Raw genomic sequence first — 17,743 nt, 5'->3', positions numbered from 1 at the left:
TGCCACAAAGACTTAAAGCTTGCTCAATGCATCCCCTCTGCAATTAAAATTAACGCAAACACAGCATAGTTAAGTATGTCAATATAATTTGCATCAATGCCTTCGCTTATCAATGTCTGTCCGTCGTTTTGCAGAATTTGTTTTATGCGCAACAGCTTCACCAAAATAAGATCAGCAAAACTTTCCTGGCTCATTTCGCGCCATGCTTCACCGTAATCATGATTCTTATCCTGCATTGTCTTTTTTGCAACAGCAACCTGCTCATCATACCAAACGCTTGCCTGCTCTGCATTTACATCTTCCACAGCAGGTTTACCCAATTGCAATTGTATCATGCCTATCACTGCATAATTAATAATGCCTTTGAATTCACTGGCAATATCATCGCCAACTTTTTGCTCCTGCTTTTCCTGTATCGTACGTATACGCAATGCTTTAATAAAGATCTGGTCAACCACACTAATAGTGCGCAACACACGCCACGATGTACCATAATCTTTCGTCTTTTTTATAAAAATATCTTTACAACTTTTTACAACCTCATCAAATTGTGTATTCGTATTGCTCATTTGTTTTTTAAATTTTTGTACCCAACTTTTATTATTCTCTTCGGCTTCTGTTGCGTCGCACTCTTGTACATTCTTATCTTTACGCAGCTTTGAGAACAACAGGTTATTACGTTCAAAAATAAAGGAAAGCCAACAATGTTTACACTTAACTGCCGTGGAAGATTACTAACAATTAACCAACCCATTGTAATGGGCATTATCAATGCCACGCCTGATTCATTCTTCACTGGCAGCAGGCAGCAAACAATTGATGTAGCTCTGGAACAGGCCGAAAAGATGATAAGGGAAGGCGCAACCATTTTAGATATCGGCGGACAAAGCACAAGACCCGGCAGCGAAAAGATAAATGCTGCAGAAGAATTACACCGTGTGCTACCAATAATTGCAGCCATTCATAAAGCTTTCCCCAAAACAATTACTTCTGTTGATACCTACTATGCATCTGTTGCAAAAGAAGCAGTGGAAGCAGGCGCTGATATCATTAATGATATCAGCGGCGGATTGATGGATGAACAAATGCTATCAACAGTTGCTGCGCTCAAAACACCGTTTGTTTGTATGCATATGAAAGGCAACCCGCAGAACATGCAGGCGCAGGCTCAATATGAAAACATTACCAAAGAAATGCTCGAATATTTTATTGAAAGAACAGAAGCCTGCAAGCTGGCCGGCATTACTGACGTGATCGTGGATCCCGGTTTTGGTTTCAGTAAAACCATTGCGCATAATTTTGAGCTGTTGCGTAATTTATCTGCATTTAAAATGCTAGAAAAGCCAATCCTGTTGGGCCTTTCAAGAAAGGGGACTATTTACAAAACATTGGGCATTACTGCCGAAGAAGCATTAAATGGCACCACGGTTTTAAATACAATTGGTTTATTAAACGGTGCTACCATACTGCGGGTACACGATGTAAAAGAAGCCATGGAAACCATTAAATTACTGAATGCTTATTGGCATTAAAACCTTATGTTTGCACCCGAATTACAAAACATGCATTTTCTTAGTTTAAATTTAGATTTCCTCAATCACCGAACTGTATAAATCCAGTTAAGGCGACAATTCCTGTTGCCTGATTTCTTATTTGTAATTCATTCAATCAACATTTAAAATATTACGGTTATGCTTACGCATACATCATTATCAGAGCGCTCTGCGCATTTCCTGCATTTGGAAGAAGATTACAGTGCGCACAATTATCATCCCATTCCTGTTGTTTTAGAAAAAGGTTCCGGTGTTTTTGTGTGGGATGTTGACGGCAAACGTTATTACGATTTTCTAAGCGGTTACTCTGCTGTAAACCAGGGACATTGTCATCCACGCATTATTAACAAATTAATTGAGCAGTCACAAAAACTTACCCTCTGTTCAAGAGCATTTCACAACAATTTGTTTGGCGAGTATGCACAATTCATCACCAGTTATTTTGGTTTTGATAAAGTGTTGCCGATGAATACCGGTGTTGAAGCAGTAGAAACAGCCATCAAACTTGCACGCCGTTGGGGCTACGTGGTAAAAGGTATTGAGGATAATAAAGCGAAGATCATTGTGTGCGCACAGAACTTTCATGGCCGCACAAGTTCCGTTATTTCTTTCAGCAGTGATCCTTCTGCTTACACAAGATTTGGTCCTTTAATGCCCGGCTTTGAGATCATTGCTTATGATGATCTCGCCGCTTTGGAAAAAGCATTCCAGGACAAGAATGTAGCTGCATTTCTTTTTGAACCTATACAAGGCGAAGCTGGTGTAAAAGTTCCTTCTGATGGCTATATAAAAGGCATCCGTGACCTCTGCACAGAATACAATGTGCTGATGCTGGCGGATGAGATACAAACAGGTCTTGCACGTACCGGTAAAATGCTGGCCTGCGATCATGAAAATGTAAAAGCGGATATATTGATCCTTGGCAAAGCATTGAGTGGCGGCACGATGCCTGTGTCCGCAGTGTTGGCCAATGATAATATTATGCTGAACCTAAAAGCCGGTGAACATGGTTCTACTTATGGTGGCAATCCATTGGCCTGTGCTGTAGCAATCGAATCTTTAAAAGTATTGAAAGAGGAACACATGACAGAGAACGCCGCTGCTATGGGTGAACTCTTCCGCAGTGAATTACAAAAACTCAACTCACCATTTATTACTACCATTCGTGGTAAGGGTTTGTTGAATGCAATTGTTGTTTCACACAGCAATCCCGAAGCTGCGTGGGATCTTTGCCTCGAGTTAAAAGAAAATGATTTGCTTGCCAAACCTACACATGGCGATAAGATCCGTTTTGCACCACCACTGCTCATTACAAAAGAGCAGATACTGGAATGTGTAGGTATCATTGATAAGTCGCTGAAGATTTTGGAATAAATAAAAATCCCGCTGATGAAGCGGGATTTTTATTTTGTGTACTTAGCTGAAGAATAAAAATTAAGCTTTGGTTGCGTCGCACTCTTCAACTTTTGATTAATATTCCTCCATTGATGCATTTCTTGTTGCAGTACAAGTGTGCGACGCAACAACCGATGCCATAAAATACTTAAGCATGGCTCATAAATAAATTCAATAAAAATCCCACCTCTTCAGCGGGACTTTTATTGGGTTAGTAGAGTAAAAAGTATACAAAGTTTATTTACTCAAAATTTCAAACTCTGTTCTCCTGTTCATTTGCCTGCCTTCGTCCGTTTCGTTGGTATCTATCGGCACTTTTTCACCATAGCCATGTGCTGTCAACCTTTCTTTGGCAATGCCATGATCTATCAAATACTTCACTACACTTTCGCAGCGTGATTGGGAGAGCTTAATGTTGTACTCATCAGAACCTTTCCAGTCTGTATGTCCGCCAATTTCAATTTTTACTGTTGGTTCGTTGTTGAGGAATTTAATGAGACGCTCCAGTTCATTTACAGACTCAGGGCGTAAAGTTGATTTATCAAAATCAAAGAAGATATTTTTCAAAATGATCTTAGTGCCCACTACCACTTTCTTGAGTTGCACATCTTTGATCACTTCCTGGTAACCATTCGTTGGTGGTATGTCAAAATTCTCCGAATGGAACAAATAAGGATCACGTGTTACAGCAATTCCATAATTCCTGCCATCGGGTATTGTAACCAAATACTTGCCTGTAGCACTGTTTGATTTAAATGTGGCAATGAGTTCATTTTTGGTATTGTCAATTAATTCAATGGTTGCTTCTAATGGTTCCTGTGTTACAGCGTCTGTAATAGTTCCTTTAAGAATGGTAAGTGATGGTGTCTTTATTTCAACTGGTGGTGCAGGTTGTATCGTCTTAACAGGTGCAGTAACGCTGGCAATCAAATTATCTTCATTACTTAAAAGAAAAGGTTTTTCTTCACCAAGAAATGTAATAGCATAAATATCCTTATCACCATAGCCACCTTCTCTTGCCGATGAATAATAACCCCTGCGGCCATTGCCTGATACTACAAAGAATACATCATCATCAGGACCATTGATTGGCCAGCCAAGGTTTACAGGCTCGCTCCATTTTCCATCTACCAAATTGGATTTAAAAATATCATACCCACCCATAGTGCCGTGTCCCTGGCTGCTGAAATACATGGTAACACCATCGGGATGCAGGAACACGCCTTCTTCTGCATATTTTGTGTTGATAGTTGGACCTATATTAGTAGTGCCTGTCCAGTTTCCTTTTCCATCTTTTTTACAGAAATAAATATCCCTGTCGCCAAGACCATTTTCTTTATCGCTTACAAAATAGATCAGCTTATCATCAAAAGATTCTGATATGGTTGATTCATGAAATTTTGTGTTAACGTATTTATTCATGTGCTCCGGCTTTTGCCAGGCAGTGCCTTTCAACTGGCTCTCATAAAGATCACCTCCATCACTTTTATTATCCTGGTAAATATAGAGTGTGTTGCCATCGTTGGACAAGCCAGCCGTTGCATCATGACCTTCTGAATTGATTGGCTGACCAAGATTTTGAGCTGTACCCCATGCACCGTGATCTTTATGACTCACATACAGGTCTTCAAAGTAACTACCGGATCCCGGATCAATTTTTTTACCGGTAGAATTATCTCGGCGGGAAGTAAAGAAGAGTTCAGATTCATCTGCCGTAATAAAAGCACTATAGTCCGGGGAAGAAGAGTTAACACCGGCTCCTAAATTCTCTACAAACACACGTTGTGGTTTTGCCATTAATACTTTACCATTTTCGCACTCACTTATTTTTTTATTTACATCTTCTAATTTATGGGCAGGCGCTTTTGATTGTGTTTTTAAATAAGCAAGGTATAAGTTGTAATACTTTATCGCATTATCCCATTTAGCCTGCAAATGATAGGCCCAGCCGGCGAAATAAGTAAGATCAGGAAACACATTCGGGTCAAGTTTGTATGCTTTCTCAAAATATTGAAGCGATTCATCACTTGCACTGTTAATATGAAACTTAGAGAACGCGATCATCCAATTGAGATCAGCATTGTTTGGATTGAATTTATTAGCAGGCTCCAGTAATTTCAAAGCTTCCTTAAAAGCTATCTCTCCTGCATGATGATAATCATTATGACTAACCGGCATATAATCGTGTGTGCTCAAAAAGAAATCACGTTCTGCAAGAAACATTTTAAAGCCGGTTTGAAATATTTCTTTACCTTCTTCATAATTATGTTTCGCTTCTTTGAATGCATCTTTCTGATCAGGAAAATTAATTTTATCAAATGCTGTATTCACCTGTGCATTTGTAACAAGGCCGGCAAACAGAAAAATATATAAAAAGAAAGTCTTCATAGTATGGGGAATTATACAAGGGTAAAAATTATTCGCATACAACTGCTTTATATTTCTTTGCTACATCAATACCTAATGATGCAGCTTTTGTAAAGTCGTCGCAGGAGCCTTTAAAATCTTTCATCATTTCTTTTGCGATACCGCGATTTAAATATGCTTCTCCATATGCAGGGTTTAAACCAATAGCCGTGGTGCAATCATTTATGCATGCATCATAATTCTTCTTTTTGTATTGTACCGATGAGCGGTTGTTATAAGCAAATGCATAATCTTTTTTCACTTCTATAGCTTTATTAAAATCGGCTGCAGCGCCATCCAGGTCAAGGTCTTCAAGCTTTGCAGTACCACGGTTATTATAGGCAATGTAATAATCTGCTTTCAAGGTGATCGCTTTATCATAGTACAACACTGCTGTTTTATAATCTTTCTTTTTCCGATAAGCGGTACCAAGATTATTATAAGTAAAGGCAAGAGATTTATCTATCGTTAATGCTTTTTCATAATCTTCAATGGCAGCGTCAATACTGTCTATTCCAAGTTTTGCGCTACCACGATCATTTAAGGCATAAGCATAATCTGGTTTTGCATCAATAGCTTTTGTGTAATCAGCAATAGCAGCTTTGTAATCTTTATCCTGTAATTCAATTACAGCTTTATTGTAACATGCTTCTGCATTTTTTGGATTTAGTTCAATGGTCTTTGCAAGATCGGCCAATGCTTTTTCTTTTTCATTGGTATTGATATAAACCTGTGCACGCAATGCATAACTATAATCTGCCTGTGGATTCAATTCTATTGATTTGGTAAGATCAGCAACAGCCTCGTTTGATTTGTTTAATTCAGATAAAGCAAGTCCGCGGTTGTAGTATGCTTTTTCCATTTCAGGCTTAAGATCAATAGCTTTGGTAAATGCAGTAATGGCATTATCGTAAGTTTTGCTTTGCAAAAAACTGATGCCTTCGTTGTAGTTCTTTTCAGCCTCCTGCGCATCAACAACAACCAGTTTTACGGTGTCGGTCTGTGCAAGTTTTATAGTATCGGTTTGTGCGAAAAGCCTGGTGTGTACAAGCACTATGAATATTAAGAAATTGGTTATTCGCATGGATACTTTTTTGCATTAACGAAAGCCCATAGAAAATATTGCTAATATGAACTGGGTTTTAAGTGGATATTAAACCAATAGTTCTCTTTTTGTACCAAGCATAAGAACATGTATTTAGCTTTGGTTGCGTCGCACTCTTGTACTTTTCGGGCTATACGCAACAAGCTGTAAGGTATAAGCAAATAATAAACCAGTAATGCTTTCTGCTCGCAGCTAAAGACTCGTAGCTTTTTTTCAGTACAAGAGTGCGACGCAACAATTGACGCCATGAAACCCAAATGCCGGGCTCATAAAAATTTCCACATTGTAACAGCAGTCGGCTTTTTTGCAATTTGCAATGATTATATTGCCACTCTAATTCAGCGTATGCAGGATACACATTTACACCACGAAGAACATTTGCAAAGCTCTGATCTTTTAACCGATATTGTTATTGGCATGAGCGATGGACTTACTGTACCATTCGCACTGGCAGCGGGTTTGAGCGGTGCGGTGGACAGTACGGCTGTAATAATACTGGCTGGTATTGCCGAAATTGCTGCGGGTTCTATTGCAATGGGGCTTGGTGGTTTTCTTGCGGGCAAAACAGAGCAGGATCATTACAACAGCGAACTGAAAAGAGAATATTGGGAAGTGGATCACCTGCCGGAAAAAGAAAGGGAAGAAGTACGGGAATTTTTTGAATCGCTTGGCCTGAGCAGGGAAGTGCAGGATAAAGCAACAGATGAACTGGTAAAAGATAAAGACCGCTGGGTGGAATTTATGATGAAACACGAACTTGGTTTGGATAAGCCTGACCCCAAACGTGCACGCAAAAGTGCATTTAATATCGGGCTTTCTTATGTAGTGGGAGGATTGGTTCCACTAAGTCCATATTTCTTTGTAAATGATTCAGTGGAAGCATTAAAAATATCTGTTGTCATTACACTCATTTGCCTGTTTATTTTCGGCTTTTTCAAAAGTAAAATCACCGGTGTAAACCAATGGACAGGTGGATTGAAAGTAATGATGATTGGTGCTGCCGCTGCAGGTGCCGCATTTGGTATTGCAAAGTTGATAGAAGGAATGTAACCTATTAGAGAAGTAAATCAAAGCTATTTTACTTCTGCTTGTTTTTCTTCCACCACTACCAGATCATTTAACTCAACACTCATAGGTAATAACCCTATTTGTACCACAGCACGTTTACCTCGTATCTCTTTTACTTCACCAACCTGATGATTCTTTTTCATTTTTACTTTTGCACCAACAGCTATCTCGGCTTTTACTTCTTTGTATTTTGCTTCTATCTTCTTTGCCAGTTTATTTACAACAGCATGCTCTTTCTTTTTAAATAAAAGGTTCTGTACCTGCTTCATTACTTCTTCCTTGTTTTCTGTTCTGCGCCATTCCAGCATGATCTGTTTTAACTTGCGTTCTGTTTCTTTCATTTCTGCAATGCGCTCTTCCGTTATTTGATTCTGGTGCCGCAATACTTCCACCTGCTGACGATGCTTTTCACGGTTCATAACCGCTTCCATTTCTTTGCGCAGCTTTTCATTCTCGTGTAATAACTTATTCAGCTCTTTTTTGTCTTTGTCTAATTGCTGCTGGTCCTGCTCTGTTCTGTTCAATAGTTTATCCAAACGAAAATGATCTTCATCTACCAGTTGTCTTGCACGGCTGATCAAATGTTTGGGCAAACCAATTCTTTCAGCAATCGAAAATGTATAAGAGCTGCCGGGTTTGCCAACCATTAGTTTATACATAGGCTGCAGGTTTACTTCATCAAAAGCCATAGCACCATTAATGATGCCAATAGTACGGTTGGCCATCACTTTTAAATTAAGATAGTGCGTGGTAACAATTCCAAAAGCATGCCTGCGCGAAAGCTCTTCCATGATCACTTCTGCGAACGCACCACCAAGATTAGGATCACTGCCACTGCCTAATTCATCAATAAAGAATAATGTTTTACCGTTTGCATTTTCAATAAAATATTTCATGTGCAAAAGGTGGGATGAATAAGTACTCAGTTCAAATTCTATACTTTGTGTGTCGCCGATATGAATAAAAAGTTGTTTAAAGATTCCCATTACAGAATTAGGATGAACAGGAACCAGCAAACCACTCTGCATCATCATTTGATTAAGCCCAATGGTTTTCATGGTAACTGTTTTACCACCTGCGTTAGGACCGCTTATAACAAGTATCCTTTTTTTATCATCAAGTGTAAGTGTAACAGGAATTGTTTTTCTTGTTGTTTTTTTATTGTATAAATAAAGTAACGGATGATACGCATCTGTTAATTCAATATGTGCCTTATCAACTATATTTGGATAATTGCCATTTACATCAATAGCCAGTTTTGCCTTACCTTTTATAAAATCATATTCACCAATTACAGCATAATAATTCTGCAGCAAGCCGCTATATGAACTTAATTGTGCCGTTAATGCTCTTAGTATACGTAACACTTCTTTACGTTCATCATTCTCTAATGCAAAAACATCATTGTTTAATTCTATGGTTTCTTCCGGCTCTATGTAGGCCGTCTTTTTACTGTCGCTTTCGCCGTGAAGAATCCCTTTTACCTGTCTTTTATGTTCAGAGAATACTGCTACTACCCTTCTTCCATTGCTGAAACTTTCATCTATATCTGCAGCATACCCGGATTTATTTAAACGCGCTACAACCTTTTCAAACATTCTTCTTAATTCATTTCTTTTGCGGTAAAGACTCATGCGTATCCGTTGCAGATCTGCGCTGGCATTGTCTTTTACATTGCCATATTCATCCATCACATCGTCTATCAGTTCAGCAATTATTTTTTCATAATAAGTATCTTCAATTACTTTGCTTAGCGCAGGATAAGCAATACGTCTTTCGTTATCAAACCAGCGGAATATTTTTTCTATGCTCTCTGCCAGTTTTCGTATCAGCATAAATTCCTCACCACTTAATGTACTGCCGGGTATCCCCAATAGCTTTATTTCCCGTGCAATATTCAGCACATGATCATTGGGAAAGTATTGCGCGTGCTGTAGCAGTAATTTAAATTCATTGCTTTGCTGTAGCTCCAGTTCTATGAATTCTTTTTTGGTATGTATACGTAACTGCTCTGCTTTCTGTTTGCCATACTCACTGTTGCAATGTTCAGTTAATAAAGATTTGATCTTATCAAACTCCAGTTGCACCGCCGCCGATTCAGGATATAACTTCATTCGCCCGCTTTATTTTTTTTGTGTGGGCAAAGTTACAATTACTGTTTATACACAAAGAATAGGCGAATATTTTTTATGAACCAGGCAATAGAATAAGTATAATGCTTTTTTTGCGTCGCACTCGTGTACTGAAAAATAGGTTTCAGCAATCAGCAGTCAGATTTCAGTTAAATACGCTTTGCTTTCTGAATACTGATACCTGATAGCTCATACCTGCTCAGAACGCACAAGTGAGTGACACAACAGGCGATGCCATAAATTACAGGTGCTGGCAACAAAATAATTATCTTTAATAAAACTTATTTTATGCAGACTTATGATACACTTGTTGATGCACTGAATGATCTTAAACAACGCGGCTACAATATAGATTTCAATCTTGCATTTGATCATGTAAAATGCCAGGAAACGGGCTTTTGTCTTACACCTTCGCAATTTGAGATAACCAATTTTTACAGGTTCGAAGGCATGACAAACCCGGATGATTCATCTATAATTTATGTAATAGAAGCAAAGGATGGCAGCATGAAAGGAACGCTGGTAAGTGCATACGGCGTTTACAGCGATCCGGTGAATGATGAAATGCTGCAAAAACTGAAAGTGCATCATAATTAGTTTTACAATTGCAAACATTGTTGGAATATTGGGATTTATTTTCCGCATTTGTTTCAATTGCTGTTGCTACCTTGCCACCAATCAACTTAAAACAGCAAAAGCACATGTTACATCGTCGCCGTTTTTTACAAATGGGCTCATTAGGAGCCGGGACATTTTTATCAGGAAAATTATTTGCATCTGGTAAAACGTTTAATGGCAAAATGCCACTGGTTATTTCTACATGGGATGCTGGTATTAATGCCAATAAGGGGGCTTGGGAAGTGTTGCGCAATGGCGGCCGTGCATTAGATGCTGTAGAAAAAGGTGTAATGGTTACAGAATCTGAGTTAAGTTGTTGTGTAGGCCTTGGCGCTAATCCTGATCGCGATGGTCATGTAACACTGGATGCGAGTATTATGGATGAACATGGAAATGCAGGGAGCGTAGCATTTATTGAACGTATAAAACATCCTATCTCAGTTGCACGACGCATAATGGAAAAAACACCGCATGTAATGTTGGTGGGCACTGGTGCACAACAATTCGCCGTAAGTGAAGGCTTTCCGCTGGAAGAAGATAAGCTTTCTCCGGATGCACAAAAAGCTTACGAAGAATGGTTAAAAAAATCTGATTATAAACCGCAGATCAATATAGAAAACACTAAAGGCTCCGGCTCATTTGCGCCCAATAAACTTGCAAATGGTGCATGGAATCATGATACCATTGGTATGCTAGCAATAGATGCGAAAGGTAATCTCAGCGGCAGTTGTACCACAAGCGGTATGGGTTTCAAAATGCGTGGGCGTGTTGGTGATTCCCCAATCATCGGTGCAGGTCTTTATGTTGATAATGAAGTAGGTGCGGCGGTATCTACAGGTCTTGGTGAAGAAGTAATTAAAACATGCGGCACACATCTCGTGGTTGAATTAATGAGGCAAGGTAATACACCGGAGAATGCATGCAAACTTGCAATTGAAAGAATCATAAAACGCAATGGAGACAAAGCAAAAGATTTCCAGGTTGCATTTATTGCCATCAATAACAAGGGAGAATATGGCGCTTATTGTATACAGAAGGGCTTCAATTTTGCAGTTTGCTATGCAGATAGTGGCAGCCAGTTGATAGATGGAAAACATATTTTGCCATAAATCCCTAAAGAGATTTTGAAGAAGAATAATGTACTAAGCTGTATGACTATAATCAGGCTTTAGTTGCGTCGCACACTTCAACACTTGAAACATTAATCAACAAAGAATAGAATGAGTGATATTTCTAATCCCTCCTTTAGGGGGGCAGGGGGCATTTTAGAGATTGCTGTTTTCAATATTAATTCTGCAATCATAGCTGCCAATGCCGGTGCAGACCGGATTGAATTATGCGAAAACCCTTTTGATGGTGGTACAACTCCTTCTTATGGTACATTGAAAACAGTTAGGGAAAAAATTAGTATCCCGGTTTTCCCAATTATTCGTCCTCGTGGCGGAGATTTCCTTTACAGCGATGATGAATATGAGGTGATGAAAAAAGATATTCTTTTATGCAAAGATTTGGGATTTGAAGGCGTTGTTACCGGCATCCTTCTGCCGGATGGGAGCATAGATATTAAACGAACAGCTAAACTTGTTAAACTTGCCTACCCTTTGGAAGTTACCTTTCATCGAGCATTCGACAGGGCAAAAGAGCCTCTAAAATCTCTTGGAGATGTAATAAAATGTGGTTGCCAGCGCATCCTCACAAGTGGGCAGGTTCCAAATGCTTTTGACGGAAAAGAATTGATAAGGCTATTGGTAGAGCAATCTGCCGAGAGAATTATTATTATGCCCGGAAGTGGAGTAAGAGGTAATAATATCAAAGAAATAGCGGGTTATACGGGAGCCACAGAACTACATTCATCTGCCCGAAAGAATATAACCTCTGCTATGGAGTTTAAACAGCCTTTAATGCATGAAACCCTTGAAAATATTTCTGTTGATCCATCAGAAATAAAGCTCATGAAAACTAACATTTGTTAATTTTTCCTTGTCGCCTTACTACTTTTCTGTATTTTGCAACCCTAACCATACTTGGGTTGCTTGTTGTCGCCAGGCCAATGTTCAGTGAATTAACATTAATACCAGCCCCAATTAGAAATACAGATTTGCATTTTCCACTGATTTGCAAATTTTTAATAATAAAAAGAATAATTGTTTTTCAACGAGTTATCAAAAAGCTAATTTATCGGGCATAATTGTTGCCTATGGGCAAGAGACTTTTAGAAAGGATAAATTCCCTGTAGAAACAAAGAGAAAGAAGACAGGCTTTGAAATTTTGTAACCTGGGTTTCCATTTTGGTAATCCGCAAAACAGTTGCAATGAAAGCTTTTTATTCATTATTACTGATTGTGATTTTTTTAATGCAGGTAGACGCACAACCTGCCATTTATATAGCTCCAAAAGCTATTATAAAAGATACTGCCGATTCCACAATTTCTATTCCTCCGGTTGCTGCAGATTCTATTTTATTAGCTAAACCGGACAGCATTTCACTTGTTGCAGAGGAGGAACTACCTGCTGCTGTAAAACCAAAAACAATAAACGGAATTGCCAGTTTTTATAGTAAAAATCTTGAAGGCACAGAAACAGCGACAGGCGAAACTTTTAAACATGCTAAATATACCGGAGCAAGCAATAACCTTCCATTAAATACCTGGGTAAGGGTAACTAACATAAACAATGGCAAGTCCGTGGTTGTACGCATTAATGACAGAATGCATCCCAGAATGGCTAAAAAAGGAAGAGTAATAGATCTTACCATTGCAGCAGCAAAGAAGATAGGACTTACAAGCAAAATTGGCCTTACAAAAGTTTCATTGGAAGTAATTGATAAAAATGAAGAAAATAGAGATCCAAAGGAAGCTAAGAGCAACAATAATATTGCGGTTGCAAAATAAGGTCATTCGTATCGCAATGCGGTAATAGGATTAAGTTTTGAAGCTTTAATGGCAGGCCATAAACCTGCCAGCAAACCTACACCGCTACAAATAAGAACACCTGTAATAACCCAACCCCAAGGCACAACAAACCCTGATTTAAATATTAGTGAAGCTACATTGCCCAATAAAACGCCAAACACTATTCCAAAAAAGGCACCCAGCAAACTAATAATTGTTGATTCAAAAAGGAACTGCTGACGAATATTTCGTCTTTTCCCACCCAACGCTTTTATCAAACCCACTTCTCTTGTTCTTTCATTTACCGCAACGAGCATGATATTCATTAAGCCAATAGCAGCCCCGATAAGTGTAATAAGGCCAATAGCCCCGGCTGCACCCTGTATGCTGCCCAGAAGACTTATAAAAGTTTCAGCAAGCTTATCACTTTTTTCAGCAACAAAGTTTTCGTCTTCCCCAGGTGTTAGCCTTCTTATGCCGCGAAATACAGAGGTTGCTTCACTAACTGCACCATTAAGCAGTTGCACATCATTTGCCATAATACCCAGCGTAAAAGAAGGCGATGAGTTACCCATTCTCCTCACGTTATTATAACTTGTAATGATCACATTATCTGCCCGCAGCAAAGCACTTGAACCTTTACTTTTTAATACACCAATAACGCGGTACGGAACCCCTGCCACATTAATAACCTTATCTACTGCCCGCGCTTTATTTGTTTCACTAAAAAGTTTTGTTGCCACATCGCTGCCCAGTAAGCAAACATTACGGCCTGTTTGCACATCAAGCCTGTTAAGGTTTCTGCCTGCTTCTACAGAGAAACCGTTTACCTGCAAATAATTTTCATCACCGCCACTTACCCGCACGTTTGGATTGGTTTTTTTGCTTTTATAACGTATCTCTGTTCCGCCTGGACCACCAAGTGCTATGCTTACCAAAGCAGGATAGTTAAATGTTGATTTAAATAACTCGGCTTCTGATAATTGTATTGGCTTATCAAGATTTGACTTCTTTTGCTTTTTATTCTTTTCAACTTTTTCTGTTTGGTTATCATTGCCAAACCTGAAGCGCTCTTTATAAGATATAGTAAATCCATTAGCGCCCATGGTGGAAAAACTATCGCGCAAACTACCGTTCATAGCATCAATAGCTGTAATGATCCCAATCAGCGCCATAATACCAAATGCAATAATTGCAACGGTGATACCTGTCCGAAGTTTATTACTGCGGATAGTACGGTATGCCAATGAAAAAGAATCTAATAGCGTCATGGTTTACGTAATTGTTGTGGGCCAGGCATTCGAATATCTATGAAGCTTCTGTTGCGTCGCACTCTTGTACTAAAGAACAGGTTTCAGCAATCAGCAGGCAGGTTTCAGTTAATACGTTTTGATTACTGAATGCTGATACCTGATAGCTCATAACTGCTCCAAACGCACAAGTGAGTGACACAACCGGTGATGCCAAAAGCACTTTAGCCTGAAACATAAAGATAAACCCATTACTACTTTAATGCGAAAAAATAAGACAGGTGGAAAAGAGATAATTTGAATGGTTAGAAATATAACCAGTTAAGAATAGAAGTAGGAAAAATACCCAGCAAAATAACAATAGCTGCTATAAAGATCAGCCCCCATTTAAAGGAATGAGTAATGATTTCAGTTTCAGGGTTACCTTCTTTGAAATACATTGCCTGTATTACTCTGAAGTAGTAATATACACTTACTGCTGCAAACAAAACGCCTACTACAACCAGCCATAAATAAGTACCTGTTTTAATAAGCGCTGCCAGCATAAGATATTTTGCAAAAAAGCCTGCGGTGAGCGGAATACCTGCCAATGACAATAGAAATATTGTATTGGTTGCCGCAAGTACGGGTTGTGTTTTTGCAAGACCGTTATATCCTTCAAAAGTGTAGTCTTTCATTTTTACCAGTACAGCAAAAATGCCAATAGTTGCAATACTATAAGCTGCTGCGTAAAAAATAATACCCTCATGTGCAGTATCGTTAAGGCTCATTAATGAAAACAACATAAAGCCTGCCTGCGCAATACTTGAATACGCCAGCATACGTTTAACACTTTGCTGAAATACAGCTGTAACATTACCTACTAATAAAGTAGCAACAATAATGATAGACATTAGCAGGTTCCAGTCAATTGCTTTTTCGGTAGCCTGCATACGCACATCAAATAATTTTATCAATGCTATAAAGCCCGCAGCCTTTACAATAGTAGACATAAAGGATGTAAACACACTAGGCGCTCCATCATACACATCAGGTGTCCAGAAATGAAAAGGCGCTGCAGAAACTTTGAACGCCATTGAAACCATCAAAAACAATAACCCGAAAATTTCCAAAAAGGAAGCGACATTTAAATAAACCGGCATAACACCACCACGCGTTACTTCAAGACTAAATGTACCGGTACCGCCATAAGTGAGTGCAATACCCATCAGCATTAAGCCTGTTGAAAAAGAACCCATCAGGAAATATTTCAATGCAGCTTCGTTGCTCTTCATGTTACGCTTATCACTGCCTGTAAGGATATACAGTGGAATAGACATGATCTCTATACCCAGAAATAAAGTAAGCAGGTTATTGTAAGAAGACAACATTGATATACCACACAATACAAAGAATATAAGTGTGAAATATTCAGCGGTGTATCTTCCGTATTTCTCAATCTCTTTACCGGTTATCAATACATAAATCAATGTAGATCCGATAGCAATTGAGTTAAACAAATAACCAAACCTGCTAAACGCCAGCATACCATAAGTGTTTATAATAAACAACGTATGTGTATAGCTGTCTGCAATATTTGCAATCAGTAAAATCAACAATCCAACAGATGCAATATGCCGCAGGCTTCCCCTGTTCCTTACAAGGAAACTGCAGAACATCATAATCATTCCAAATACAGCCGAGAGTATTAATGCGTTCATATTGTAAATCTGCTATTCGTAAACTATTATTTAACTGTTGCTAATGCTGTCTGCACGGCATCATTGGTTAATTGCAGCATTGGTTCCGGGTATACGCCTAATATGATCACCACGACCACCAGGATCACCAGCATTATTTTTGTACCGGTTGAAATTTCCATAGCGCCATCTGTAACGATAGATGTATTACCGTAGAAAGTTTTCTGTATCATATTCAAAGTGTATACTGCTGCAAGTATAATACTGATACCACCTATAACAGCCACCCAGATGTTATACCTGAACAATCCGTTAAACATCATAAATTCCCCGACAAATGCATTCGTTAATGGCAATGCAATATTTGCCAGAGCCATTACCACCAGCAGTATGGCAAGTGCTGGTGCTTTTTGAGCAAGTCCACCAAGCTCACTGAATTTACGGGTGCCTAATTGTGTTTCTATTGCATCTGCAACTATCCACAATCCGATTACGTTTATACCATGGTTGAACATTTGTATCATCACACCCTGCATACCTATCTGCTGATTGGAAAAAATAGCGGCACACATTAACCCGATATGCGCAATAGATGAATATGCTATCAAACGTTTCAGATCATCCTGCCTTATTGCGATTAACGATGCATACAACATTCCTATAACGCTTAATATTATGATCAATTGGCTGAAATGCGCGGTAGCATTAGGCATTACGGGCAGCACCCAACGAATTACACCAAACAAACCCATCTTTACCATTACACCACTTAAGATCATGGTAACTGCAGTTGGTGCCTGTTCATATGTATCCGGCTGCCAGGTATGAAAGGGAAAGACCGGCATTTTAATAGCAAATGCTATAAAGAATAAACAGAATACAAAGTTTTCATCTGTTGCTGAGAGCCTGATATGATAAAAAGATTGAAGTGCAAATGAATGCTCAGGATTTTTAAAGTACATGTATAAAATGCCCACCAGCATCAACAGTGAACCAACAAATGTGTAAACAAAAAATTTAAACGTAACAGTAATTCTTTTTTCGCCACCCCAGATAGAGCAAAGAAAATAAGCAGGTATCAACACTATTTCCCAGAAGAAATAAAATAACAAACAATCTGTTGCCAAAAACACTCCCATTAAACCTGCCTGCATCAACAACATCAATGCATAGAAACTGTTTGACTTCTTATAAGTATTTCCATAAACAGCACCAAATACGATTGGAAAAGCAATACCCGTAAGCAGGCAAAGCATTTTAGACATACCATCTAAACCTATACTAAATCTTGCTCCTATAAAAGACAACCATGTGGTATCATATGCATTTTGTGCAGCGCCAAACAAACTATATACACCTGCAAAAGAAACAGCCAGCGTAAGTATAGATGCAAAAAGCGATAAGCTTTTTGCGTCGCGTTCACTTTTTGTAAAAAAAGTAATCAACCCGCTGATCAATGGAATTAATATCAATAATAATGCGATCATATTCTTTTGCTTTATCCTTCCACCATTTTTTATTTAATGAACCGGGCATTTGTTTTTTTGGTCATCGCCTGTTGCGTCGCACTCTTCAACATCCTTATCATTGCTGAACAATGTTCCAGCCGTACAAGTGAGTGACACAACCAAAGCGTTATAGAACTA

At 38.8% G+C, this 17,743-nt stretch carries 14 protein-coding genes; 7 read left to right on the top strand and 7 right to left on the bottom strand.

Going from position 1 to position 17,743, the window contains the following annotated elements; translation table 11 throughout:
• Window positions 1-23 precede the first annotated feature (23 nt).
• On the bottom strand, window positions 24-569 hold the full coding sequence (locus tag FRZ67_RS17540; protein WP_147191659.1) for a DUF1599 domain-containing protein: 546 nt from the start codon (window positions 567-569) through the stop codon (window positions 24-26).
• 135 nt (window positions 570-704) lie between these two features.
• On the opposite strand from FRZ67_RS17540, the gene folP reads away from it, so the two are divergent.
• Together folP and rocD are read left to right on the top strand one after the other, a co-directional pair.
• Window positions 705-1,532 (top strand): dihydropteroate synthase, encoded by an 828-nt coding sequence (gene folP, locus FRZ67_RS17535; RefSeq protein WP_147191657.1) that lies wholly within the window; start codon window positions 705-707, stop codon window positions 1,530-1,532.
• A gap of 159 nt (window positions 1,533-1,691) precedes the next feature.
• On the top strand, window positions 1,692-2,927 hold the full coding sequence (gene rocD / locus FRZ67_RS17530; protein WP_147191655.1) for an ornithine--oxo-acid transaminase: 1,236 nt from the start codon (window positions 1,692-1,694) through the stop codon (window positions 2,925-2,927).
• Window positions 2,928-3,185: 258 nt separating this feature from the next.
• On the opposite strand, the gene FRZ67_RS17525 is transcribed toward rocD, so the two are convergent.
• On the bottom strand, window positions 3,186-5,336 hold the full coding sequence (locus FRZ67_RS17525; RefSeq protein ID WP_147191653.1) for an OmpA family protein: 2,151 nt from the start codon (window positions 5,334-5,336) through the stop codon (window positions 3,186-3,188).
• Between the two features lie 28 nt (window positions 5,337-5,364).
• Window positions 5,365-6,438, bottom strand: a complete 1,074-nt coding sequence (locus tag FRZ67_RS17520; RefSeq protein WP_147191651.1) for a tetratricopeptide repeat protein — start codon at window positions 6,436-6,438, stop codon at window positions 5,365-5,367.
• A 366-nt stretch (window positions 6,439-6,804) separates the two neighbouring features.
• Between FRZ67_RS17520 and FRZ67_RS17515 the strand changes: the two genes are divergently transcribed.
• A complete protein-coding gene (locus FRZ67_RS17515) occupies window positions 6,805-7,509 on the top strand; it encodes a VIT1/CCC1 transporter family protein (protein WP_147191649.1) in 705 nt (234 codons plus the stop codon).
• A gap of 23 nt (window positions 7,510-7,532) precedes the next feature.
• Here the strand turns inward: FRZ67_RS17515 and FRZ67_RS17510 are convergent, their stop codons facing one another.
• Entirely contained in the window at window positions 7,533-9,641 is a 2,109-nt protein-coding gene (locus FRZ67_RS17510; RefSeq protein ID WP_147191647.1) for an endonuclease MutS2, read from the bottom strand.
• 306 nt (window positions 9,642-9,947) lie between these two features.
• Here FRZ67_RS17510 and FRZ67_RS17505 point away from each other — a divergent pair, with 306 nt between their 5' ends.
• From FRZ67_RS17505 to FRZ67_RS17490, 4 genes are all read left to right on the top strand, one after another.
• Entirely contained in the window at window positions 9,948-10,256 is a 309-nt protein-coding gene (locus FRZ67_RS17505) for a phosphoribosylpyrophosphate synthetase (RefSeq protein ID WP_147191645.1), read from the top strand.
• Between the two features lie 104 nt (window positions 10,257-10,360).
• Window positions 10,361-11,386 carry a glycosylasparaginase gene (locus FRZ67_RS17500; protein ID WP_147191643.1) on the top strand — a complete coding sequence of 342 codons (1,026 nt, stop codon included), beginning with the start codon at window positions 10,361-10,363 and terminating at the stop codon, window positions 11,384-11,386.
• A gap of 111 nt (window positions 11,387-11,497) precedes the next feature.
• A complete protein-coding gene (locus FRZ67_RS17495; RefSeq protein ID WP_147191641.1) occupies window positions 11,498-12,250 on the top strand; it encodes a copper homeostasis protein CutC in 753 nt (250 codons plus the stop codon).
• Window positions 12,251-12,589: 339 nt separating this feature from the next.
• The gene (locus tag FRZ67_RS17490) at window positions 12,590-13,168 is read left to right on the top strand and encodes a septal ring lytic transglycosylase RlpA family protein (protein WP_147191639.1); all 579 of its coding nucleotides are present in this window, start codon (window positions 12,590-12,592) and stop codon (window positions 13,166-13,168) included.
• Window positions 13,169-13,170: 2 nt separating this feature from the next.
• Here FRZ67_RS17490 and FRZ67_RS17485 read toward each other — a convergent pair whose 3' ends face one another.
• From FRZ67_RS17485 to FRZ67_RS17475, 3 genes are all read right to left on the bottom strand, one after another.
• Window positions 13,171-14,439, bottom strand: coding sequence for an ABC transporter permease (locus tag FRZ67_RS17485; RefSeq protein ID WP_147191637.1), 1,269 nt, complete (start codon window positions 14,437-14,439; stop codon window positions 13,171-13,173).
• Window positions 14,440-14,723: 284 nt separating this feature from the next.
• Complete coding sequence (locus FRZ67_RS17480) at window positions 14,724-16,118, bottom strand: NADH-quinone oxidoreductase subunit N (protein WP_147191635.1); 1,395 nt, start codon at window positions 16,116-16,118, stop codon at window positions 14,724-14,726.
• Between the two features lie 26 nt (window positions 16,119-16,144).
• On the bottom strand, window positions 16,145-17,584 hold the full coding sequence (locus FRZ67_RS17475) for a complex I subunit 4 family protein (RefSeq protein ID WP_147191633.1): 1,440 nt from the start codon (window positions 17,582-17,584) through the stop codon (window positions 16,145-16,147).
• Window positions 17,585-17,743 lie beyond the last annotated feature (159 nt).

The organism is Panacibacter ginsenosidivorans, from assembly GCF_007971225.1.
GTDB lineage: Bacteria > Bacteroidota > Bacteroidia > Chitinophagales > Chitinophagaceae > Panacibacter > Panacibacter ginsenosidivorans.
Note: the sequence above shows the minus strand (reverse complement) of the source record. Positions and strands in the feature narration are given on the sequence as shown.